Below are 22896 nucleotides of genomic sequence, written 5' to 3' on the forward strand. Positions count from 1 at the left end.
TCCTGCGAATCAGGCGTTGGAAAACATGCAATTTTAGCGCAAACTGACGCAATTAGGGAGAGCTAGCAGCTAATCATTACGAATGTTTATCCTTCGACAAGCACCAAGATTAAGACCGTATATCTATACTGCCGGCATTCTATTTCTGGCGGTTTGGATTGTCTTGACCAGTGCCAACCGAAAACCGCTGATCGAACAGATAACGGATAGAGGCTATCTACGTGTCGTTTCACTTGCAGCCCCCCTATCCACACTCGATATTGATCAGACTCGCACAGGCTTTGAGTATCAACTGGCGACAAACTTTGCCGATCATCTAGGTCTAGGTATCGAATTCGTCATTGCGGAAGATCACCAACATGTTTTTCAGGCTTTGCGTGATCGTCGAGCCGATATTGCAGCTGCCAATCTTCACCTAACGCCATCTCGAGAGTCGATATACCAACCCCATCCAAGCTATCGCGACAGCCGGTCACTGGTTATCTACAGAAAGACCCAGGGATTCAAGCGTCCTAAATCATTCGCTGATATCAAAGAGGGCAACATTCTTGCTTTGGATGGCAGCGCCGAGGCGGCCCAACTGCTCAGCATCAAACCCGATATAGAGGTTGACCTTCTTGAGGAGCTCAATCATTTAGACCTGATGACCCTATTACAGAACAGGGAGGCCACCTTCGCGGTTGTACCTTCCGATCTTTTCAGTCGCGTGAAAAGCTATCACCCCGAGTTAGCAAAAGCCTTTGAGATCCAAAGCGATGCTCCTGCTGTTTGGTACTCGCTAAAAAGTGAAGATCAAACTCTAAACCAAGCCGTAAGCGATTGGTTAGAAAAACCCGAATCCAAGAGGCTGATTGAGCAGCTCAACAGAGACTCTACCCCACCCAAAAATCCCCTTAACTTTGTCGAGACACACGCTTTTCGCATGGCACTTGAGGAGCGCTATAAGCCTTTAAACCCCTACTTCGTTGAAGCAGGCGAGTTGGTTGGGCTCGATCATCACATTCTCGCCGCGGTGGGCTATCAAGAGTCGCACTGGGATGAGGATGCCGTTTCTAGCACAGGCGTGCGAGGCATAATGATGCTCACACAAGCGACAGCAGAAGAGATGGGGGTTGAGGAGAGAACAGACCCTAGAGAGAGCATCATCGGGGGTGCAAAATACCTAAGAAAAATGGAAGAGAAAGTGCCTGACCGCATTCCAGAGCCCGAACGACTTTGGTTAGCTATGGCCGGTTATAATGTTGGCTTTGGACACCTAGAGGATGCTCGCATACTGACTCAACGTGGCGGCAAAAATGCTGACAAGTGGGAAGATGTAGCGCAGTTTTTACCACTACTTGAAGATCCAGAGATAGCGGCCAAAACCCGTCATGGAGAGGCTCGCGGCAGTGAACCCGTCACCTATGTGAACAACATTCAAAAATATACTCAGATCATCGAACCGTTCAGGCGCTTAAATCAAAACCGCTCCATCAAACTTAAGTCTCTGGATTAGAGGCCTCGCCAAACTTGTTGAGCTTGGCTTGTCGCTTTTCATCTCGACGGCGCGCAAAGAAGTCACTGATTATTGATGAGCACTCATCTGCCAGCACCCCACCCTGCAACTCCACACGATGATTGAGCCAAGGCTGATCAAAAAATTGAGCTTGGCTGGTCGCCACACCCGCTTTGGGCTCCAAGGCTCCGAACACCAATCGCTTGATACGAGAGTGCACAATGGCACCAGCACACATAGAACAGGGTTCGATCGTTACATAGAGCGTTGCATCAATTAGGCGATAGTTCTCAAGACGATTAGCAGCATCCCTGAGGGCTTGGATCTCTGCATGTGCTGATGGATCACAGCCGCTAATTGGACAATTAAAGCCACGACCGATGACTTGATCATCAAGGACAACAATTGCACCCACTGGCACTTCGTTGTGTTCACCCGCCTGCGCCGCTAGCTCAAGCGCCTGCCTCATCCAATACTGATCGTCCACATTACGTCCTAAATTTTAAAACCCTATGGTAACTTGCACCCCAAAAACAAAAAAGCCGCACAGTGTGCAGCTTTTATGTGATGTTTTGCTTAACGAGTGCTTACTCAGCTTTCAGCTGGTAAGTAGAGCTACGAGGCCCTTCAATACGCTTAATCAACTCAACATCTTCAAGTTTTTTCAATGACTTAAAGAATTGCGAGCGAGAGACTTTAATCCCTTTTGCAATCGCAGAGTCAGCAAAGACTTCGTAGCTAAGAGAGGCTTTAGCCGTATTTTGATCAGCCACTTCCCAAAGCATGTTCAGAACTTGACGGTCAGAATCAGTCAACGAATCCAAACCAAGCTCTTTTGAGGTTGAATCAATTAACTTGATCAAACCTAGATAAAATTTCAAAGTGCTCATACAGAGTTCCTTTAATTATTCAGCAGGAACTTCGGCCTTAATAGGCTCTCACTGCTTTCGACTTGTGTAGTATAACAGACTTATTAAACCTAGCAATCAACTAAGGTATTCCACATCCCGAAATTGACTAAAAAGTCAGTTTACCTACTTCTTAATAAGATTCACTAAGTGCTTCTTAGTCAGCATCAACAGAGTCAGTACGAGCAGAGTACCTAGTAAGTCACCTACCATGATTCTAAACGACAACAGTCCGCTCGGCTCATTAGTGAACAGCAGAGTATGCAAAAGTGCATTAAACAGTGATGATACAAAAGCGACAGCCAGAACAATTCTGAACAGAACCACTTTAGAGTCGTCAGCAATGGGCAGGGGCGCCAACAGTGGTGCAAGTCGATTAAAGTTCCAAATAACCAATGGAATAAACATAACCAGGGTACTAACCAGAGCATCCAAAGCGATCGACGGGGTCGGAACCGCCCATATCACATAGGCTAAAAGATGGGCGGTAAAAATCGGTAGAAGCGCTCGATAACCAGACAACACCACCATCACCGTTTTAATGCCGTGCGGAATGTAAAGAAAGCTAGCCGCTGAAGCAGGCAGTAGATAGGACTCTAACGGAAAGATCACTTCATATTGGATAACCAATCCAATAGAGAGTAGCGCAAACAACGTAATCTGCAGCACAACTAATCACTCACTCTATGAGCAATTCGAGACAATAGACTCCAAAGCAGAAGAGCCACGAATATACCCAACAGATCACCCGTTAAATATCGAAACGCCAAAAGCGTTACACCGCTCTCGCTATACCAGGCCGCATTCGCCAATGCATTAAGAAGTGCAGCAATCAAACCAACCGAGAAGGTCAGCCGAGTCATTTGAGGCAATGAGAACCCTGATCCCATTACACCCGATAAGAGTGGACGTTGCGAGACGTAGTTAAACATCAACATCGGTATTAACATGACAACCGAGCTAACAAACGCAGAGAAGAGAATCCTTCCGGCATCGACTCCGATCAGGATATCGGTCGTTAAATGAGCTAAAGTGATAGGTAAAACCGCAATCGGTCCGACCAAAACGATCAACAGCGCTTTGATGCCATGAGGAAGAAACAGAAGACTGGCTGGACCTTCTGACCAGTGAGACAGCAACACAGCCTCAGCAGGCCAAATGACCTGGTACTGAAGCAGCATAGAGACCATTAAAATGAGATATCCAAAGATTAATGGTTTCATCTGCTTCATCCCTAAACGCTCAGTCGACCCTTAACCAAAAACTGGGTAGCCCAGTTTCATATGAGCCATGGCTATGGCACCAAACAGAACAGCCGTAACGATGGCGGCAATCAGTTCACGAACAAGACTCGTTGGTCGTTTTTCAAGTTCAGGCTTACCCGCTTTGTTAATCAGTATCACGCTGATCACGGCCCAAGCGAGCAGACCACCAAACAGAACAAACGACGCGCTGTCACCATTAACCATCAAGTGCGCAATCGCCCAGGTTTTGACAGCGCTCAGTTGCAAATGACGCACACGGTTTGCCAATGCACTTTTAACGACTGAAACGACCAGTAGGTAGACAGCCAGCAGCATCAACAGGTTATTGATACCCACCATCGCGGGGTTGCGACCCCAGTAGTAAGTCGTCTCAACTTGCTGATAACCAAACACCATCATTAACACTGAGATCAGAATCGCAACAGCGATCAGGCCTTTTCCAAGATTGCCTAAAGAGGCCCTAAAAGTGGGTGCTATGCGCTTAAGAAGGTGCGCTAATGACCAGAGAAAAACACCTGAACTTAAAAGAAACATCGATTATTCCCACTCAATGGTTGCAGGTGGTTTGCTCGAAACATCGTATGTCACACGAGAGACCTGCGGAATTTCGTTGATGATACGGCTAGAGACTGTTTCAAGCAGTTCATAAGGTAGGTGAGCCCAACGAGCGGTCATGAAGTCGATCGTTTCAACGGCACGAATCGCAATGACCCATTCGTAACGGCGGCCATCACCCACAACCCCTACGGACTTAACGGGTAGGAATACGGCAAAGGCTTGGCTCGTTTTATGGTACCAATCCGCTTTATGCAGCTCTTCGATAAAGATCGCATCCGCTTCACGAAGAATGTCGGCATACTCTTTCTTAACTTCACCCAAAATACGAACACCGAGACCAGGGCCTGGGAAGGGGTGACGGTAGACCATATCGTAGGGAAGACCCAGTTCAAGACCGATCTTGCGAACTTCGTCTTTAAACAGTTCACGCAGTGGCTCAACCAACTCAAATGCCATATCTTCAGGAAGACCACCCACGTTGTGGTGCGACTTGATCACATGCGCCTTGCCGGTCTTCGAGGCAGCCGACTCAATCACATCCGGGTAGATGGTGCCCTGAGCCAAGAAGCGACACTCAGTTAGTTTAGCCGCCTCATCATCAAATACTTCAATGAAGGTATTACCGATAATCTTACGCTTCTTCTCAGGATCCGCTTCACCTTTAAGACGACCCAAGAAAAGATCTTCAGAATCAGAACGAATAACACGAACACCCATGTTGTTCGCAAACATCTCCATGACCTGATCGCCTTCGTTCTTACGAAGAAGACCGTTATCAACAAAGACACAGGTCAGCTTATCGCCGATCGCTTTATGCAGAAGCGCTGCAACCACAGAGGAATCGACACCTCCCGATAGGCCAAGCAATACTTTATTGTCACCCACCTGAGCTTGAACACGCTCAACCAGATCCGCAATGATATTGGCCGGCGTCCACAGTGCTTCAGTACCACAGATGTCACGGACAAAACGCTCTAGAATACGCAGACCCTGTTTCGTATGAGTCACCTCTGGGTGGAACTGCACACCGTAAAGCTGACGAGCAGGATCACACATAGCCGCAACGGGTGCTGACTCAGTCGCAGCGATGATTGAGAAGCCCTCAGGTAACTCAACGACCTTATCGCCGTGGCTCATCCATACATCCAACGACATGACACCGTTATTTGCCATGTGGTCTTCGATACCTTCCAGCAGGCGACTGGCGTTATCCATCAAACGGACACGTGCATAACCGAACTCACGCTCGTCCGACGAAGCCACTTTACCACCAAGCTGTTCTGCCATGGTCTGCATGCCGTAACAGATACCCAAAACCGGAACACCTAGATCGAAAACCACTTGTGGAGCACGTGGCGAATCCAACTCTGTCACAGACTCAGGACCACCGGCTAGGATGATACCCTTTGGATTGAAGGCACGAATGTCAGCTTCGTCCATATCCCAAGCATAGATCTCAGAGTAGACGCCGATTTCACGAACACGACGTGCGATCAACTGGGTGTACTGCGATCCAAAATCTAGAATAAGTATGCGTTGCGAATGGATATCTTGGCTCATTTCTTTCTGATTCCAACTGCGGGCAAGCTGCCCTTAAAACTAAAAATGGGGCAACCTGAGTTACCCCACTGAAATTATAACTATCGAGTCTTAACCGACGCGGTAGTTTGGTGCCTCTTTGGTGATGCTGACATCATGCACGTGGCTCTCGCTCATACCTGCATTGGTAATGCGAACAAACTCTGGTTTAGTGCGCATGGTATCGATATCGCCTGAACCGGTGTAACCCATAGAGGCACGAAGACCGCCCATTAACTGGTGTACAACGCCTGCCAGCGGACCTTTCGAAGGTACACGACCTTCAATACCTTCTGGGACAAGCTTATCTTCACCCGCTTTCGCATCTTGGAAGTAGCGATCTGAAGAGCCAGTGGATCCTGACATCGCACCTAACGAACCCATACCACGGTATGACTTGAAAGCACGGCCTTGGAACAGCTCAACTTCACCTGGCGCTTCATCAGTACCGGCAAGCATAGAGCCCACCATCACCGCAGAGGCACCCGCAACAATTGCTTTCGAAATATCGCCCGAGAAACGGATACCACCGTCAGCAATCAGAGGCACGCCACGCTCAGCCATCGCCGCAGCCACATTGGCTACCGCACTGATCTGTGGCACACCGATACCTGCGACGATACGTGTCGTACAGATAGAACCAGGGCCGATACCTACTTTAACGCCGTCAGCACCCGCATCCGCTAACGCGATGGCAGCATCTGCTGTTGCGATGTTACCGCCGATCACCTGTACATCTGGGAAGTTCTGTTTAACCCAACGAACACGATCAATAACACCTTTTGAGTGACCGTGTGCCGTATCAACAACAATGACATCGGCACCCGCTTCAGCCAGTGCTGCAACGCGAGCTTCTGTATCCGCACCAGTACCTACCGCAGCACCTACCAGTAGACGACCGCGAGAATCTTTAGCCGCATTAGGGTAAGCCTGCGCCTTGTTCATATCTTTAACCGTCACCATACCGGTCAGTTGGTACTGCTCGTTTACGGTTAGAAGTTTCTCGATACGGTGTTTACGCAGAAGGTCAGAGATCTCTTTGTGAGTCGCATCTTCACCCACCGTCACTAGACGCTCTTTGGGTGTCATGATGTTAGAGACTGGGGTGTCTAGGTTCTCTTCAAAGCGAACATCACGGCTAGTGACGATACCAACCAGGTCGCCGTTCTCAACAACAGGAAAACCAGAGAAGCCCACTTCACGAGACAGCGCGATGATTTCACGAACCGTTGTAGTCGGCTGACAAGTGACTGGATCAGTAACAACACCCGCCTCGAACTTTTTCACTCGGCGAACATTTTCAGCCTGCTGTTCGATGGTTAAGTTTTTATGAATGATGCCGATACCACCCTCTTGCGCCATAGCAATCGCAAGACGAGATTCAGTCACGGTATCCATCGCCGCAGAAACCAGTGGGATGTTGAGTTCGATACCCTTGGTCAGACGTGTTTTCAAACTAACGGCGTTAGGCAACACTTCTGAATAAGCGGGAACGAGAAGTACATCATCAAAGGTCAAAGCCTCTTCAACAATTCGTAACATTCTAAAAAACCTGTCTAAATGGGCAAAAAATTAGCCCAATACATTACTAAAATTCGCCTTTTTTATCAATCTAAAGTCGCAGTAAATAGCGGCATTTTTCACCCTTTTTTCTGCGCCGCACAATAGGATTTTTTCTGTTAAAAAGAAGCAACAACCGCTAGCATGACCGGATGAATGTTCAAACCTCTTCAAATCGAACAGCCATCGCAGTTAGCGAACTGAACAAGCAGGTAAAATCGCTGTTGGAGAACTCGTTTCTTTCGATCAGGGTCGTTGGCGAAATCAGCAACTTAGCCAAGCCAAGCTCTGGCCACTGGTACTTCACCCTTAAAGATCAGAAAGCTCAGGTTCGCTGCGCCATGTTCCGTGGTAACAATTTGCGGGTGAACTTTGCCCCCAAGGAGGGTGACCAGGTGGTTGTCACCGGACGCGTGAGTCTTTACGAAGGGCGTGGCGACTATCAGATGATCTGTAGCGCTATGGAGCAAGATGGCCAAGGGCAACTCCAAGTCCTATTCGAAAAACTAAAGCTAAAACTGCAAGCGCAAGGGCTATTTGAAGCGGACCGCAAAAAACCGATCCCTGAACACCCTAAATGCATAGGCGTGATCACCTCCCCCACTGGAGCAGCGATTCACGACATCTTGACGGTACTCAAACGTCGCTACCCTGGACTACCCGTCAGACTTTACCCAACGGCGGTTCAAGGCAATGAAGCCACTGGGCAAATTGTTAAGGCGATTGAACTGGCAAACCGCGAAGGGATCGCGGATGTACTCATTGTGGGTCGCGGTGGCGGTTCGCTTGAAGATCTCTGGCCCTTTAACGAAGAGGTCGTTGCGCTCAGTCTAGCCAACTCAAACATCCCGACCGTTTCGGCGGTCGGGCACGAAGTCGACTTCTCCATCGCCGACATGGTGGCGGATTTAAGAGCCCCTACTCCGTCAGCAGCAGCCGAATTACTCAGCCCCAATGGCGCAGAGATATTAGCCAACATCAATCGAGCTGAGCGCGCTCTTAAACAGCGGTTTGATTGGTTATTGTCAGCAAAACAGGCACAGTTAAAGAGCCTACAACAGCGGCTTAGACACCCCGGAGAGCGTATCCGCGAACAGGTTCAGCGTAGTGACGAATTGGAGCTGAGACTGCACAGCGCGATGAACCGATTGATGCGCGACAAACGCAGCCAACTCAATCAGAACCAAAGCCAGCTTAGTCGTCTCAATCCGAGTAGAACTCTTACTGCTCATCAGGAACAGGTTAAACAACTGATGAGTCGGTTAGAGAGTCTTACGAAGAGTAAAATTGATCGACGAAAGCTGGAGCTGGCTGAAAAGGTGGGCCGCCTTCAGGCCATTAGCCCGCTAGCGACGCTTGAGCGTGGCTATGCATTGGCGACGACTGATCAGCACGAGGTGATACGCGATTCACGCCAAGTTAAGGCCGGGCAGAGTATCAATATTCGACTGCAAAAAGGCTCCATCACATCAACGGTTACAGATATCCACACCGAAACCAACGATTGATAAGCACACTAATAATTAAGGGAGAGAGTATGCGATTACCCCTGTTTCTGATGACACTGTCACTGGCTCTATTCAGCCTAACTGCAAAAGCACTGCCCACAGAGTCTCGTGTACCGGGCGGTATCGCCATCGTAGACCTAGGCCTGCCCAGCAGCGAACCTGCACCTGAAGTGACGTATGACGGTTACCGAGTGATGGTTGTCGATCAAGAGGGACAGTGGACTGCCGTTGCCGGCATTAGCCTTAAGGCAACCGTTGGCAAAGCACAGGAGCTCAAATTCAGTGGCAAGACTCTAACCTTTCAATTAGACGATAAAGCCTATCCAGAACAGCGTTTGAAGATTAAGCAGCGTAAATACGTCGAACCCGACCCCAAACAGGTTGCACGTTGGAAACGAGAGTCGGCTGAGCAAAAGAGCGCCTACAAACTGTTTACCAAAAACGAAGACCCAATACTGACTTTGGCTATGCCTGCTGAAGGCCCCTACTCCAGCGCCTTTGGACTTAAACGTTTTTTCAATGATCAGCCTCGTGCACCCCACTCTGGACTGGACATTGCTGCACCCGATCGATCACCGATTAAAGCAGCGGCTAAAGGCAAAGTAACCGCCGTAGGAGATTACTTCTTCAATGGCAATACCGTGATCATCGACCATGGCCATGGCCTATCCACCATGTACTGCCACATGAGCAAAATTGACGTTAAAGTCGGTGATCAAGTCGATCTGGGACAACAGATCGGTCTGGTAGGTGCCACCGGACGAGTGACGGGACCCCACCTACACTGGGGCGTGAGTCTGAATAACCAACGCGTAGACCCACTGCTATTCGTTCAACAGTAACGAATATGTTACCCTGCGCGCCGTTCTTAAACGAAACATTTGGATAATCATGAGCGACATTACATTAGAAACAATTGAACAGCGCGCCAGCTACGGCATTGGTCGTCAGATGGGTGACCAACTGGCACAAAACGGTTTTGACGGCGTAGACATCAACGCAGTTGCCTTTGGCCTTAAAGCCTCTTTCGCCGGCGAAGCGATGCACGTAGAACCAGAAGATCTACAAGCGGCATTCAACGAGCTGACTGAACGCCTACGCGCTAAACAAGAAGCAGAAGCCAAAGAGAAAGCGGCTGCTGGCCAACAGTTCCTAGACGACAACGCAAAGCGTGATGAAGTAACGGTGACTGAATCGGGTCTGCAATACGAAATCCTATCAGCAGGTGATGCGGATGCTGAAAAGCCAACAACGGCTAACAAAGTACGCGTTCACTACCACGGCACATTCACAGACGGTTCTGTCTTCGACAGCTCTGTCGAGCGCGGTCAACCGATCGAATTCCCCGTAACAGGTGTAATCGCAGGTTGGACTGAAGCCCTTCAGTTGATGCCTAAAGGCTCTAAATGGCGCCTATTTATCCCTTACAACCTAGCCTACGGTGCGCAAGGTTCTCCGGGCGGCATCCCTCCTTACTCAACGCTTCTATTTGACGTTGAGCTACTGGACGTTCTGTAAGCGATGAGCTTGCACTTTCATCGAAGCGGTTCTGGTGAACCGCTTTTGATGTTACACGGCCTATTCGGCAGCTGGGAAAATCTTGGCGGTCCCATCAAAGCACTGCAACAGCAGTTTGATGTCATCGCTCCCGACATGCTGAACCATGGCCGCTCTCCTCAGGTTGATCAGTTTAACTACAGCACCTTTGCAGACTCCGTCCTGGCACTGGCCGACCAACTTGGGTTGCAGCAATTTAATCTATTGGGGCACTCTATGGGCGGAAAGATCGCCATGGAGCTGGCACTGAATAATCCCGAACGAGTCTCACGATTAATCGTGGTTGATATTGCTCCCGTGCAATACCCTCACCACCACACCGATGTGTTCAAAGGGCTAAAACAGGTCCCACTGAACGAGATCAAAAGCCGAACCGAGGCTGATCAACACCTAAGTCATCACATTGACAATGCTAGTATTCGAGCGTTTCTTCTGAAGAACCTCTATCGCACAGAGGCTGGGTTTGATTGGCGAATGAACATAGAGGCACTTGAGCGCGAGTATGATCAGATCGCCAGCCCAATGAGTGAGGGGGAATACCTAGGCCCAACTCTTTTCATCAAAGGCAGCGAATCAGACTACATCAAGCCTGAATACCAAAACGAGGTGGTTAAACGCTTCCCCAAAGTTCAACTCAGAATCATCGAGGGGACTGGGCACTGGCCACACGCAGAGAAGCCTGCGCTTTTTACAAAGATTGTTGAGCGGTTTTTACAGTCCTAGTGGCGCCCAATCCAACCGATCTGACTCACCCCCTTCGCTAGCGAGAGAACCTAAATAAGGCGCTGGAACCACTCTGCGCAACCACTCGATTGCTCGTTCATCAGAGTCACACTGAGTCTGTGACACGACCCAGCCGGCCAAAGCGAGACCATCACGACGAATCGCTTCGACGGTTAACAAGGTCTGATTGATCGCATTCTCATTCAGATTGACGACCAATATCACTGAAAAGCCAAGCGCCTGTGCGACGCTAGCCATCGACTCACGATCATTGATGGGCGCCCGCCATCCACTGACTCCCTCGACCAATGCCAGGTTGACCGAACGCATCAGTGCACCGCTCATGTAGGCTTTAATTCGATCAGCACTCATTCTAACGTCCGCCATCTCAGCAGCAATGTGTGGCGAAGCATTTGCGGCTAGCGAGAAAGGATTCACCTGAAGATAGGAGAGCTCAATGGAGGAGCACGCCATTAAATTCAGCGCCTCTTGGCTCTTTAACTCTCCATCCACTTCACTGCAGCCAGTCGCAACGGGCTTAAGACCCAGAGAGCTAAACCCTTTCTGATTAGCCTGCTTTAAAAGCGCACAACTGAATTCATTGACGGGTGAAGAGACCTCAGTGCCCGTCACAAAAAAACGCTGCTTCATACCGCGCACTGCCCCTTTCAGATTAAGTTTGAGCGACTATTTTACAGAGTTAAAAACGCTGACTAAACTAAATTTATCATAGGCAAGGAGGCCAGACTGATGTTTCAGATAGAGTCGATCGTTGAGTGGCTATTTGACTCAGCAAAATGTCCATTATGCAGACTAAGCAAACCGTTCAATGAGCCACTCTGTTTGGGTTGCTTTGCAGACCTTGCTAAAAACAGCACCCCCTGCCAGGTCTGCGCTTACCCTCTTAATCAACCAGACGAATCCTGCCCAGACTGCTATGGCGAGTGGTTTCATTTTGATACCGCACAATCACCACTGATCTACCAGTTCCCCATGCGAGAGCTATTCCAGAAGATCAAACAGGGAAAGAATCCAGAGCCCCTTTTCTGGATGAGCCAGCTGCTGGCAAAGCAGATCGATCTCTCTCGATTCGGCACCCAACCCACACTGATACCGATACCCAGTCACCCAATCGATTGTGCACTGCGTGGCTTTAATCAAGCGGAGATCATTGCCCAACATTTGAGTCGCTATTTAAAGCTCCCCCTTGATCGACAATCCCTTCAAAAAAAGCGTCGAACAGACCATCAAGCCTCACTCAATCGTGCAGAACGTAAAACCAATTTAGGTTCGACCTTCTACTGCAATCAGCCAGCGCCCAGTCACGTCCTATTGATCGATGATATTCATACCACCGGGACCACCTTTGACCGAGCATCTGAAGCACTCAAAGCAGCGGGTACGGTTTACATTGAAGCGATTAGTATTTGTAGAACGCCAGGACGATAAGACTTTTCACAAACCTTTCTTAACAGTATGGTGATGTCAGTATCAAACTAGGACAGATTGATGAACCGTATCGATGGAAAAGTAGCAATCATTACAGGCAGCACTCAAGGCTTGGGCGCAGCCATCGCACACCAATTTGCCCAAGCAGGCGCAGCAGGAATTGTTATCACCGGCCGCAACCAGATCAGAGGCAAACAGGTCTCTTCAGAGATCGCGGAACAGTATGGCATTAAAACCCATTTTGTTGCGGCTGAACTCGATCAAATAGACCAGGTTCGCAACATTGTGGCCGAGACCGATCAGCAGTTTGGACGGGTTGATCTATTGGTGAATGCGGCAGGATTAACGGATAGAGGCAACCTACTGACGACCTCTCCAGAACTGTTCGATCAAATGTTCGCCATCAACACAAAGGCGCCCTTCTTTCTCATGCAAGAGAGTGTCAAAGTGATGATTCGCGAGAAGATCAAAGGAGCCATCATCAACATTGGATCGATGTCAGAACATGCCGGACAACCTTTTCTATCCCCCTACTGCGCATCAAAAGGTGCCTTGGCGACACTCACCAGAAACTCTGGCTATGCCCTGTTAAGAAACCAAATTCGCGTCAATCAGCTCGATATAGGCTGGATGAACTCTGATCACGAGCGAGAGCTGATCGCTCAAGAGACGGGGGATGATTCATTTATTGATCGGAAAGCAGCCACCCTTCCGGCAGGCAGAATTCTTCAGACTGATGAGGTCGCTAAAGCGGTGCTATGGATGGCTTCAGAGGACAGCGGCATGATGACGGGATCCGTCATTCAGTTCGATCAAACCATTTGGGGGGCCTACGATGACGCTGCCGTTCCTGATAGACCGATTGAAGAGATGTAACTGAATGCACTGTATTGAACCGATCGGTTTCATCAAAACCCCATTCAAAGAGAAGTTTGGAGCACCGCGCCAGCCTGGCCTTGCACCCTCCGCGAAAGCCGTATTGGAATTAGTCGCACCCTACAACGATCCTGATGCCGTTAGGGGGTTAGAGAACTGCTCTCACGTTTGGCTGATTTTTCAGTTCAGTGAGAACCTGAATGCCGGCTGGAAGCCTTTAACTCGACCACCCCGTTTAGGTGGTAACGAGAAGCTAGGCGTGTTTGCCACACGCAGCACACATAGACCTAACGCTATGGGGTTATCGGTTGTGAAACTCGACTCAATAAATATACACAATGGTGTGCGACTCAATTTGTCGGGTATCGACTTGGTGGATGGCACCCCGGTCTTTGATATCAAACCCTACATTCCCTACTCCGACTCGCTACCGGATGCCGTTTACCCCGGCATGGAACAGCCCGAGCCCTTGCATCAACCTATTCAATTTTCTGATCAGGCCTTAGAGGTTATCTCTAAAGAACCACAACTATCGACACTCATTGAAGAGGTTCTAAGGCAAGACCCTAGACCCGCCTTTCACTCTGATGAGACACGTATTTACGGAATCAGTTTGGAGCGCTTCAACATTCAGTTTTCGATCAGTAGAGATGCCATAGAGGTGATAGCAATTGATCAATCTTAATGTTGCCATTAAGGTTAGCCCTTATATTAGATCCATCTAATTTCACAGGATTAAACAATGAATGATGTGACATCTCGTCTAGCCCATATGCCGGTGGCTCTGTTCGCAACGGTAATGGGAATGGGTGGCTTAACCCTCGCTTGGAAAAAAGCCTCTGAGGTTCTAGGTATTACTAACCTTGTGTGGCAAGTACTGTTAGTGATTACGGCCGTTCTATTAGCAACACTGGCAATCAGCTACCTATTAAAGATGCGCCGTCATGCTCATCAGGTGATTGCCGAGTTTAATCACCCCATCAAAATCAGCTTCTTCCCTGCTTTTTCCATCGGTTTAATGCTGATCGCGGTCGCAATGGCGGAGATCATGACACCTCTGGCAACGGCCGTATGGTGGATGGGCGCTTCAATCCAACTGATCTTGACGCTCTATTTGATGAATCAATGGATACACCACGCTCGCTGGCAGGTACAACACACGACCCCTGCTTGGTTCATCCCGATTGTGGGCAACATCATTGCACCCATTGGCGGGGTTACGCTGGGCTTTACCGAGGTCAGCTGGTTCTTCTTTGCGATCGGAATAGTCTACTGGATTGTGTTAAAGGTATTAGTTTTTAACCGCATCATTTTTCACGAGCCACTCCCAGAGAAGTTACTGCCGACACTGTTTATCATGATCGCGCCGCCCTCGGTCGGATTTATTGCCTATTTGAAGCTCAATCAGGGCGTTGTCGATAACTTTGCACACATCCTCTACTACGCGGCGATGTTCTTGGTTCTGCTACTTGTGTCGCAGCTTCCACGTTTTGCAAGAATCCCCTTCTTTGTCTCTTGGTGGGCCTACTCTTTCCCAATTGCAGCCTTCACCATTGGCACACTGATCATGTTTGAGCAGAGCCAGACTCTCTTCTTCCAAACATTGAGCCACCTGATGCTGACACTGGTCTCTATTTTGCTAACGGTGTTGATTGTCAAAACGGTCAAAGCGGCTATCAAAGGATCTATTTTCCAACCCGATTGATTCCAGTCACTCCGTGCTCTAAAGCCCAGAGCAGTGCGTATCAAAGATTCAACCATAGGATCGCCCCATGTATCGACACACACTGCTCTGGTTCACCAACAACTTACGCCTTGATGACAACCCCGTCTTTAATAAAGCCCGTAACAGCGAACAGCTAACCTGTCTCTTCATCCAACACCCCAGGGATAAGCGCACCAATCGATTTGGTTTCAAAGGAATCGGTAAGCATCGCCAACAGTTTTTAAACCAAGCACTGTCAAGCTTGCACAGCAAACTTAGCCTGCTGAACCAGGCGTTAGAAGTGATTGAAAGCGATTACGTCGAAGCGTTAAGCCAGGTCATTTTACGTGATCAAGTCGAGCATTTAGTCACCTCTCGACACACTGGCAGCTATGAGCAGAGCGCTCTTAAAGAGATCGCATCACGCTTTCCGCACCTAGTGATAACAGTGTTAGAGACGCACACTCTTTACGGTGAGCGACAACTTCCCTTTGCCCTAGCGGAACTGCCGGATAGCTTCACCCCCTTTAGAAAGAAGATAGAGTCGATCGAGGTTGATGCCCGTATTGCTGAACCTGACAGCCTACCTCCTCTCGGCGATAAACAGGGTTCCACATTCAACATTGATTGCTCTAGCGAGAATGCCTTCAACGGTTCTGAGCAGAGCGCGTTAGACCATCTCGAACACTATTTCTCCAGTGATCTACCCGCCACCTACAAGGAGACTAGGAATGGTCTGGATGAGTGGGCGTGCTCGACTAAATTCAGTCCCTGGTTAGCGCTAGGGGTATTGTCACCCAAGCGCATCATTGAGAGGCTGAATCGTTATGAGGAAGATGTGGTTGCAAATGACTCGACCTACTGGATATTTTTTGAACTGCTGTGGCGTGACTATTTCCAGTGGTACGCCCACAAGTGGGGCAACAAGATCTATCACCAGACAGGGCCTTTTAATCGTAAACCCTTAACCTCCTTCTACCCAGAACGAATGAAGTCCTGGATTGAAGGCACCACCCCCTACCCGATCGTCAACGCTGCTATGCGTCAGTTAAAAGCAACGGGTTATCAATCCAATCGCGCCAGACAGCTGGTGGCGAGCTGCTTAGTGCATGAGCTTGGCATTGACTGGCGTTACGGTGCGGCCTACTTTGAAGAGGCACTGATCGACTTTGATCTGGCCAGCAACTGGGGGAATTGGCAGTACCTAGGTGGCGTTGGTGCAGATCCGCGCGGCCATCGACAATTAAATCTAGCGAAGCAGACACAAACCTATGACCCCGAGGGGCTATTTATAAAGCGCTGGGGCGGTGAAGAGATGATGCTGCCAATCGATCGTGTCGACTACCACGACTGGCCCATCGAGATGAAATAATGCACCACAAACTCAATCTACCAAGCAAAATCTGTGAGCAGTGCCAAAAGCCCTTCAACTGGCGCAAAAAGTGGGAGCGCGATTGGGAGCAGGTGAAGTACTGCTCAGAGCGCTGTCGACGCGAGGCTAAGCAACAGCGATGAGCACCCTTAGACTGGTACTCGGCGACCAACTCAACGCCAAACACAGCTGGTTTCGTGATAAATCGGACGAGGTGACCTACCTCATTGCTGAACTGCACCAAGAGCAGAATTACGTTAAACACCATCTGCAAAAGATCACCGCTTTTTTTATGGCCATGCAGCGCTTTGCCGAGGCTCTTAAAAGCGCGGGTCATCAGGTCATTCATTTAACGCTTGATGAGACTGCCGATTTTAAATCCCTAGACTCATTGATCAACCATTTGATCAAATGCCACGGCTTTACACAGATCGAGTATCAGCGACCCGATGAGATACGTCTTCTTGAACAGTGTCGTAACCTGTCACTGCCTGAAGGGACCGGTTTGCGTGAATTCGACACCGAGCACTTCCTGCTGCCATTTGAAGCGATTAGCAAAGAGTTTAAGCCCAATACTGGACACCGCATGGAGGCCTTCTACCGACGCATGCGGGTTAAACACGGCTACCTAATGCAGGGCAAAGAGCCCGAGGGCGGACGTTGGAATTACGATACCGAGAACCAAAAAGCGTTTAAAAAAGCGGATCTTGCGGACATTCCAGAACCCCTGGTGTTTGCTCACAACACAGATGATATTCGAAACCGTTTGGATCGACACGGCATCAACTACTTTGGTGAGATGGGCAAACAACTCGTCTGGCCAATCACTCGAAGTGAAGCGTTGGAACTATTGGAGTTTTTCTGTAACCACGGCCTTCCTCTTTTTGGAAAATTCCAAGATGCGATGACGGCCAATTCAGAGCACAAATGGAGTCTCTACCATTCACGAATCTCCTTCGCTCTGAACTGTAAAATGATCTCACCAGCTCAGGTGATTGAGCGTGCCATTCAAGCATACCGCGAGCAACCCGAGCGTATCGATCTAGCCCAGATAGAGGGCTTTGTCAGGCAGATTCTAGGTTGGCGCGAGTTTGTTCGTGGCATCTACTGGATCAATCTACCTGAATACCCCAGCATGAATGCCCTAAATGCTGACCGGAATCTCCCCGACTTTTTCTGGGATGGTAAGACCAAAATGAGCTGCATGCACCAGTGCATTGATCAGTCACTGGAGTACGCCTACGCGCACCACATTCAGCGGCTAATGGTCATAGGGAACTTCTGTCTAATGGCAGGCATTGATCCAAAACAGGTCGATGCATGGTATCTAGGCATCTACATCGACGCCATTGAGTGGGTAGAGATGCCCAACACTCGCGGTATGAGTCAGTTTGCCGACGGCGGCTTATTAGCCTCAAAGCCCTACTCAGGATCAGGGCAGTACATCAACCGAATGAGCGACTACTGCAAAGGGTGTCACTACGATGTGAAACAACGCTCGGGGGATAACAGCTGCCCATTCAATAGCCTCTATTGGCACTTCCAACATCGCCACGCCAGCCGTTTCAGCAACAACCCACGCACCGCGATGGTCTATCGTAACTGGGATAAAAAGCCTGAAGAGGAGAAAACAGAGATTCTGCAAACAGCCGAGCACTATTTGCAGAACCTAAATGCGTTGTAACTAAGAGAGAACGACCGTTTTAAGGCCATTCACAAAGACGCGCTGTTCGGTGTGAGCACGAACGGCTTTGGATAACGCCAGATTCTCCATGTTACGACCCATATCTCGCAAGTCATCAGGGCCAAAACTGTGATCAACACGACCCACCTCTTGTTCGATGATCGGACCTTCATCAAGATCAGAAGTAACATAGTGAGCGGTCGCACCAATCTGTTTCACACCGCGATCATAGGCTTGGAAATAGGGTCTAGCGCCCTTGAAGCCTGGCAAGAATGAGTGGTGTATATTGATGCACTGCCCTGCCAACGCCGAACAGAGCTCTGGCGACAGAATCTGCATGTATCGAGCCAGTATCACCAACTCAGAACCTGTCTCTTTGAACGCTTGCAGAATGCGCTTTTCACGAGCAGCTTTGGTCTCAAGTTTTGTCTCCAGGGTAGGCAACAACTCGAAATCTAAGCCGTAGAAATTGGCGACAGGCTCAAGGTCTGGGTGGTTAGACAGAATGCCTGTCACTTCGATATTGAGCTCACCACGTTTCTGCTGGTAGAGCAGCTCCATCAGACAGTGATCGTGTTGCGAAACCAGTATCAGAGTTTTCATGGGCGCTTTAGCGCTGCGCCACTGAGCGTTCATCTCTAACGCATCCGCAACTTCACGATTAAACTCGTCGGCTATCAGGTCTAAATCCAATGGCGTGTGAGTAGTAAACTCTAAACGGCTGAAAAAACGACCCGACACCTCGTCATCAAACTGCTTCATTTCGACAATGAAAAAATCACGATTCGCTAAAAAAGTAGTGATTGCGGCCACCAATCCAGTACGGCCGGGACACTCAACCTTGAGTGTGTAATGATGTGACGTAGACACGCTGTTTCCTAATTGTGCAGATCGAACTTAATTAGCTCGAATATCTAATATGCGTTTAGAATAAACGCTTCGTTTTTATATGCAATCCACCTAAGGATACAAATTGTGATTCGCGACGATGACCTAGCTTTTTTCAAACCCAAAGCGCGCCGCTACGGTACTGTCATATTTACAGGACTTTGGGCTGCAGCCGAGTGGTTCTTTTGGGGTGCTGCCCCATTCTGGTCAATACTCGCTACGGGTCTGTTTGGATACACCTACTGGCGATTGATTCACACCTATCCTAAAGAGTTGTAGCCACTCAGTTACTTCACTCCTGACCAGAACTCAGATGAAATCTGGCGTGCCAATATGAGTGCCGTCATTAGCTCATTTTTGGGAACCGAAACACCCAACCGCTTCGCTTGTTCAACAACAAATCCATTCAACGAATCGACCTCTGTTAAGCGGCCCGCCCGCACGTCCTGCAACATAGAGGGCTGATGAAAGCGGTGTTCGGCACAAGCGAAGTTGATTAGGTTATGCAGCGCCTCTGTATCCACAGTCACATTCATTGCGTTCGCGACGCTGACAGCCTCATCGGCCAACGCGTGAGCTTCCCGCTTCAACGCCTTAGTGTCATTAACAATACCCGGGCCGGCATCAGTTAAAGCACAAACTCCGTTCATAGCGACATTGAAACAGGCCTTCTGCCAGATCTTGTTCAAAGGCTGATCGACATTGGCAGCGGTAATACCCGCCTCTGTTAATATTTTCTCCAACTCAATCGCTGCAGAAAGCGCATGCTGATCATTGGGATTGAGTGGGCCAAACCAAGTATCGCTAAACCCGTGCGAGCGAACAAAGCCAGGCTCAACCTGAGTTGCGGGAATCATCGTAACGCCATGAATGACAGACTGCTTAACATGCTCAGCGATTCGCCGACCATTACCCAAACCGTTTTGAAGCGTCACGATGATCGATGAAGATGACAGTTTCGCTTGCACGGCCTTAATGGCCTCTTCACTCTGGTAGGTTTTAGTGAACAGCAGTACAAAACGAGCATCACACGCGTGCTCTAACTGCACCGCATCAGGGTGAACAACAAAGGTATCATCACTGGTTTCAACTTTGAGCCCCTGAGCGTTGATCACTTCGGCATTGCTACTGGAACGATTGACCAACTGAACGCTGTAACCCGCTTTGGCAATACAACCACCGACAAAAGCACCTAATGCACCCGCCCCTAGAATCATGACATCATTCATAGACACTACTCAACTTTTAATCCCTTCATAAATTCGAGGGTAGCACCGATTCGAGGTACCTTCTCGGTACTTTGGTGATAGACAAGATAGAACTCACGCTGAACCTCAATCTCAGGAATGAGTCTAATTAAATCATCCGTCTCTTTTATGAGAAAGCGATGCAATACCCCTACCCCTAATCCTGCTTTAACGGCCTCTACTTGACCAATGGGAGAGTAGATTGCCGCTTGTGAATGCCATTGCGACCAGACTGACCTAGGCGTGTTCAATTTATCTGAGAAAAGAAGATCCTCTACATAGCCTATCAATCTGTGATTAGCTAAACCCTCAATGTCTTTGGGCACTCCAAACTTATCAAGGTACGGTCGAGATGCATAGAGCCCAAGGCTATAGCTACCCAAACAGATAGAGTCCAGATTTGGCTCGGTAGGTTTACCGACCATCACGGCAATATCGGCCTCACGACGTGATAACGAGAAACCGCGTGATTGAGGGACAATTTCGAGATTGAGATCAGGATTAGCTTCTAATAGTGCGTTGAGTTGCGGTGTCAGCACACGAAGAGCGAACCCCTCTGGAGCGGCGATTCGGACCGTACCACTGACTGAATTTGTTGGGCCTCGAAAAATTTCTGAAGCCGCCTCTATTTCCGCCTCAGCGCGTTCAAGATAGTGCATCAAACGCAACCCCTCATCCGTTAATTTAAGGCCTCTACTGAGACGGGTGAAGAGTGGCGTACCGGTACGTTGCTGTAGATAGGATAGATGACGCGACAATGTAATCGTCGAGATGTTGAGGCTCGCGGCCGCCTTGCCCATCTGCCCAGCCCTAGCAACGGCAAGAAAGTAACGTGCATCTTCCCAATTAAACGTTAAGTTACGCATAAAAAAGCCACCATGAAATATCATTTTTGAAATATCATACAGAAAATATTTTCTATTGTTATAACAAATATGATGTTGCTTAATGGTGTTAAACAGAATCAGGAGAGCATCATGTCTATTGTAGGAAATTACATCGGCGGCAAAACAGTCGCTTCTAACTCAGGTCGCACGGCACCAGTATTCAATCCGGCGACAGGCGCTCAATCGAAAGAGGTTTCACTTTCATCTGCTGATGAGACACGTACAGCGATTGCAAATGCTCAAGAAGCATTCAAAACCTGGAGCAAAGTGACTCCACTTAACCGCGCTCGAGTCATGTTCAAATTCAAAGAGCTGGTAGAGAAGCACTCGGATGAACTGGCAGAATTAATTGTCTCTGAGCACGGCAAAGTATTCTCTGACGCCAAAGGTGAACTGACTCGTGGGCTTGAAGTTGTAGAGTTCGCTTGTGGTATCCCTCACCTTCAAAAAGGCGAACACAGCTTAAATGTTGGTACCGGTGTCGATAGTTACAGTCAGATGATGCCTATGGGTGTTTGTGCGGGTATCAGCCCATTCAACTTCCCAGCAATGGTTCCAATGTGGATGTTCCCGGTAGCAATTGCCTGCGGTAACACCTTCGTAATGAAACCTTCTGAGAAAGATCCAACGACGACTATGCGTCTAGCTGAGCTTCTAACTGAAGCAGGTCTTCCAGATGGTGTATTCAACATCGTTAACGGTGACAAAGAAGCGGTCGACGTGCTTCTAACAGATGAGCGCATTCAAGCTGTAAGCTTCGTAGGTTCTACGCCAATCGCTGAGTACATCTACTCAACTGCAAGCGCACACGGTAAACGTGTACAAGCACTGGGCGGTGCTAAAAACCACATGATCGTTATGCCAGATGCTGAGCCATCTCAAGTTGTTAACTCTCTAATGGGTGCTGCTTACGGTTCTGCAGGCGAGCGTTGTATGGCGATCTCTGTTGCTGTCTGTGTCGGCGACGAAGTAGCTGATCACATGATCAAAGATCTAACGGCTGCTATCGACGGTATGACTGTTGGTAACGGTATGTCGACTCCAGAGCCACACATGGGTCCTCTAGTGAGCCGTGTACACGCTGACAAAGTATTGGGTTACATCGATTCAGGTGTAGAAGAAGGTGCAACGCTTGTTGTTGATGGCCGTAACTTCAAAGTGGTTGATCACGACAATGGTTACTTCGTTGGCCCAACGCTGTTCGATAATGTTAAGCCTGGCATGCGCATCTACAACGAAGAGATCTTCGGCCCTGTGCTAGCGGTTGTTCGTGTTAACAGCTATGAAGAAGCTCTGAACCTAATCAACGATCACGAATACGGTAACGGCACGGCCATCTTCACACGTGACGGTGACACGGCTCGTAACTTCTGTGAAAACGTACAAGTGGGCATGGTCGGTGTCAACGTGCCAATCCCAGTACCTATGGCATTCCACAGCTTCGGTGGCTGGAAACGTTCGCTATTCGGTCCACTGCACATGCACGGTCCAGACGGCGTTCGCTTCTACACTCGCATGAAGACAATCACAGCTCGCTGGCCAACCGGTCTAAGTGCTGGTCCAGAGTTCACAATGCCAACAATGAAGTAATCTTCATTGAGCAACAAAAAGACGACCCTTGGGTCGTCTTTTTTGT

Annotated in this window: 25 protein-coding genes; 14 read left to right on the top strand and 11 right to left on the bottom strand. The window is 49.0% G+C overall.

The genetic code is table 11. From position 1 onward, the window contains the following. Positions 1 to 82: 82 nt before the first annotated feature. A complete protein-coding gene (gene mltF / locus XMG48_RS06145; RefSeq protein WP_217363827.1) occupies positions 83 to 1495 on the top strand; it encodes a membrane-bound lytic murein transglycosylase MltF in 1413 nt (470 codons plus the stop codon). Here the strand turns inward: mltF and tadA are convergent. The 7 genes from tadA to guaB all read right to left on the bottom strand — a co-directional run bounded on the left by tadA (position 1479) and on the right by guaB (position 7346). Further along, positions 1479 to 1982, bottom strand: coding sequence for a tRNA adenosine(34) deaminase TadA (gene tadA / locus XMG48_RS06150; protein WP_371731453.1), 504 nt, complete (start codon positions 1980 to 1982; stop codon positions 1479 to 1481). The two genes, mltF and tadA, sit on opposite strands and share 17 nt — an antisense overlap. A 100-nt stretch (positions 1983 to 2082) precedes the next feature. Next, entirely contained in the window at positions 2083 to 2385 is a 303-nt protein-coding gene (locus XMG48_RS06155) for a hypothetical protein (RefSeq protein ID WP_173481194.1), read from the bottom strand. A 144-nt stretch (positions 2386 to 2529) separates the two neighbouring features. Next, positions 2530 to 3072, bottom strand: coding sequence for a hypothetical protein (locus XMG48_RS06160; protein ID WP_173481195.1), 543 nt, complete (start codon positions 3070 to 3072; stop codon positions 2530 to 2532). Between the two features lie 2 nt (positions 3073 to 3074). Then, positions 3075 to 3626 carry a hypothetical protein gene (locus tag XMG48_RS06165; RefSeq protein ID WP_173481196.1) on the bottom strand — a complete coding sequence of 184 codons (552 nt, stop codon included), beginning with the start codon at positions 3624 to 3626 and terminating at the stop codon, positions 3075 to 3077. A 30-nt stretch (positions 3627 to 3656) separates the two neighbouring features. After that, positions 3657 to 4202 carry an NnrU family protein gene (locus XMG48_RS06170; RefSeq protein WP_173481197.1) on the bottom strand — a complete coding sequence of 182 codons (546 nt, stop codon included), beginning with the start codon at positions 4200 to 4202 and terminating at the stop codon, positions 3657 to 3659. A gap of 3 nt (positions 4203 to 4205) precedes the next feature. Next, on the bottom strand, positions 4206 to 5786 hold the full coding sequence (gene guaA, locus XMG48_RS06175; protein ID WP_173481198.1) for a glutamine-hydrolyzing GMP synthase: 1581 nt from the start codon (positions 5784 to 5786) through the stop codon (positions 4206 to 4208). Between the two features lie 90 nt (positions 5787 to 5876). Further along, on the bottom strand, positions 5877 to 7346 hold the full coding sequence (gene guaB / locus XMG48_RS06180) for an IMP dehydrogenase (protein ID WP_173481199.1): 1470 nt from the start codon (positions 7344 to 7346) through the stop codon (positions 5877 to 5879). A 170-nt stretch (positions 7347 to 7516) separates the two neighbouring features. Between guaB and xseA the strand changes: the two genes are divergently transcribed. The 4 genes from xseA to XMG48_RS06200 are packed head-to-tail and all read left to right on the top strand — an operon-like array spanning position 7517 to position 11152. Beyond that, positions 7517 to 8872 carry an exodeoxyribonuclease VII large subunit gene (gene xseA, locus XMG48_RS06185; protein ID WP_173481200.1) on the top strand — a complete coding sequence of 452 codons (1356 nt, stop codon included), beginning with the start codon at positions 7517 to 7519 and terminating at the stop codon, positions 8870 to 8872. A 29-nt stretch (positions 8873 to 8901) separates the two neighbouring features. Then, a complete protein-coding gene (locus XMG48_RS06190) occupies positions 8902 to 9714 on the top strand; it encodes a peptidoglycan DD-metalloendopeptidase family protein (RefSeq protein WP_173481201.1) in 813 nt (270 codons plus the stop codon). Between the two features lie 49 nt (positions 9715 to 9763). After that, on the top strand, positions 9764 to 10390 hold the full coding sequence (locus tag XMG48_RS06195; protein WP_173481202.1) for an FKBP-type peptidyl-prolyl cis-trans isomerase: 627 nt from the start codon (positions 9764 to 9766) through the stop codon (positions 10388 to 10390). Positions 10391 to 10393: 3 nt separating this feature from the next. Further along, positions 10394 to 11152 (top strand): alpha/beta fold hydrolase, encoded by a 759-nt coding sequence (locus tag XMG48_RS06200; RefSeq protein ID WP_173481203.1) that lies wholly within the window; start codon positions 10394 to 10396, stop codon positions 11150 to 11152. Here XMG48_RS06200 and bioD read toward each other — a convergent pair. Next, positions 11141 to 11803: a dethiobiotin synthase gene (bioD, locus tag XMG48_RS06205; protein WP_173481204.1), complete on the bottom strand. Its 663-nt coding sequence runs from the start codon at positions 11801 to 11803 to the stop codon at positions 11141 to 11143. The genes XMG48_RS06200 and bioD overlap by 12 nt on opposite strands. 99 nt (positions 11804 to 11902) lie before the next feature. Here bioD and XMG48_RS06210 point away from each other — a divergent pair, with 99 nt between their 5' ends. From XMG48_RS06210 to XMG48_RS06240, 7 genes are all read left to right on the top strand, one after another. After that, on the top strand, positions 11903 to 12601 hold the full coding sequence (locus XMG48_RS06210; RefSeq protein WP_173481205.1) for a ComF family protein: 699 nt from the start codon (positions 11903 to 11905) through the stop codon (positions 12599 to 12601). Between the two features lie 60 nt (positions 12602 to 12661). Then, complete coding sequence (locus XMG48_RS06215; RefSeq protein WP_173481206.1) at positions 12662 to 13477, top strand: SDR family oxidoreductase; 816 nt, start codon at positions 12662 to 12664, stop codon at positions 13475 to 13477. A 4-nt stretch (positions 13478 to 13481) separates the two neighbouring features. Next, positions 13482 to 14162 (top strand): tRNA (N6-threonylcarbamoyladenosine(37)-N6)-methyltransferase TrmO, encoded by a 681-nt coding sequence (tsaA, locus tag XMG48_RS06220; RefSeq protein ID WP_173481207.1) that lies wholly within the window; start codon positions 13482 to 13484, stop codon positions 14160 to 14162. Positions 14163 to 14219: 57 nt separating this feature from the next. Continuing rightward, positions 14220 to 15182: an SLAC1 anion channel family protein gene (locus XMG48_RS06225; protein WP_173481208.1), complete on the top strand. Its 963-nt coding sequence runs from the start codon at positions 14220 to 14222 to the stop codon at positions 15180 to 15182. A gap of 67 nt (positions 15183 to 15249) precedes the next feature. Beyond that, a complete protein-coding gene (locus tag XMG48_RS06230; protein ID WP_173481209.1) occupies positions 15250 to 16554 on the top strand; it encodes a DASH family cryptochrome in 1305 nt (434 codons plus the stop codon). Then, positions 16554 to 16697, top strand: a complete 144-nt coding sequence (locus tag XMG48_RS06235) for a DUF2256 domain-containing protein (protein ID WP_173481210.1) — start codon at positions 16554 to 16556, stop codon at positions 16695 to 16697. Before XMG48_RS06230 ends, XMG48_RS06235 begins: the two co-directional genes overlap by 1 nt. Further along, positions 16694 to 18238, top strand: coding sequence for a cryptochrome/photolyase family protein (locus XMG48_RS06240; RefSeq protein ID WP_173481211.1), 1545 nt, complete (start codon positions 16694 to 16696; stop codon positions 18236 to 18238). Before XMG48_RS06235 ends, XMG48_RS06240 begins: the two co-directional genes overlap by 4 nt. Here the strand turns inward: XMG48_RS06240 and purU are convergent, their stop codons facing one another. Further along, positions 18239 to 19108 carry a formyltetrahydrofolate deformylase gene (gene purU / locus XMG48_RS06245; RefSeq protein WP_173481212.1) on the bottom strand — a complete coding sequence of 290 codons (870 nt, stop codon included), beginning with the start codon at positions 19106 to 19108 and terminating at the stop codon, positions 18239 to 18241. A 105-nt stretch (positions 19109 to 19213) separates the two neighbouring features. Between purU and XMG48_RS06250 the strand changes: the two genes are divergently transcribed. Next, the gene (locus tag XMG48_RS06250) at positions 19214 to 19405 is read left to right on the top strand and encodes a hypothetical protein (protein ID WP_173481213.1); all 192 of its coding nucleotides are present in this window, start codon (positions 19214 to 19216) and stop codon (positions 19403 to 19405) included. An 8-nt stretch (positions 19406 to 19413) separates the two neighbouring features. Here XMG48_RS06250 and XMG48_RS06255 read toward each other — a convergent pair whose 3' ends face one another. Beyond that, positions 19414 to 20355, bottom strand: coding sequence for a ketopantoate reductase family protein (locus XMG48_RS06255; RefSeq protein WP_173481214.1), 942 nt, complete (start codon positions 20353 to 20355; stop codon positions 19414 to 19416). 5 nt (positions 20356 to 20360) lie between these two features. Next, positions 20361 to 21239 (bottom strand): LysR family transcriptional regulator, encoded by an 879-nt coding sequence (locus tag XMG48_RS06260; RefSeq protein WP_173481215.1) that lies wholly within the window; start codon positions 21237 to 21239, stop codon positions 20361 to 20363. A 111-nt stretch (positions 21240 to 21350) separates the two neighbouring features. On the opposite strand from XMG48_RS06260, the gene XMG48_RS06265 reads away from it, so the two are divergent. Continuing rightward, positions 21351 to 22850, top strand: coding sequence for a CoA-acylating methylmalonate-semialdehyde dehydrogenase (locus XMG48_RS06265; protein ID WP_173481216.1), 1500 nt, complete (start codon positions 21351 to 21353; stop codon positions 22848 to 22850). Positions 22851 to 22896 lie beyond the last annotated feature (46 nt).

This window comes from Marinobacterium sp. xm-g-48 (assembly GCF_013282925.1).
GTDB lineage: Bacteria > Pseudomonadota > Gammaproteobacteria > Pseudomonadales > Balneatricaceae > Marinobacterium_E.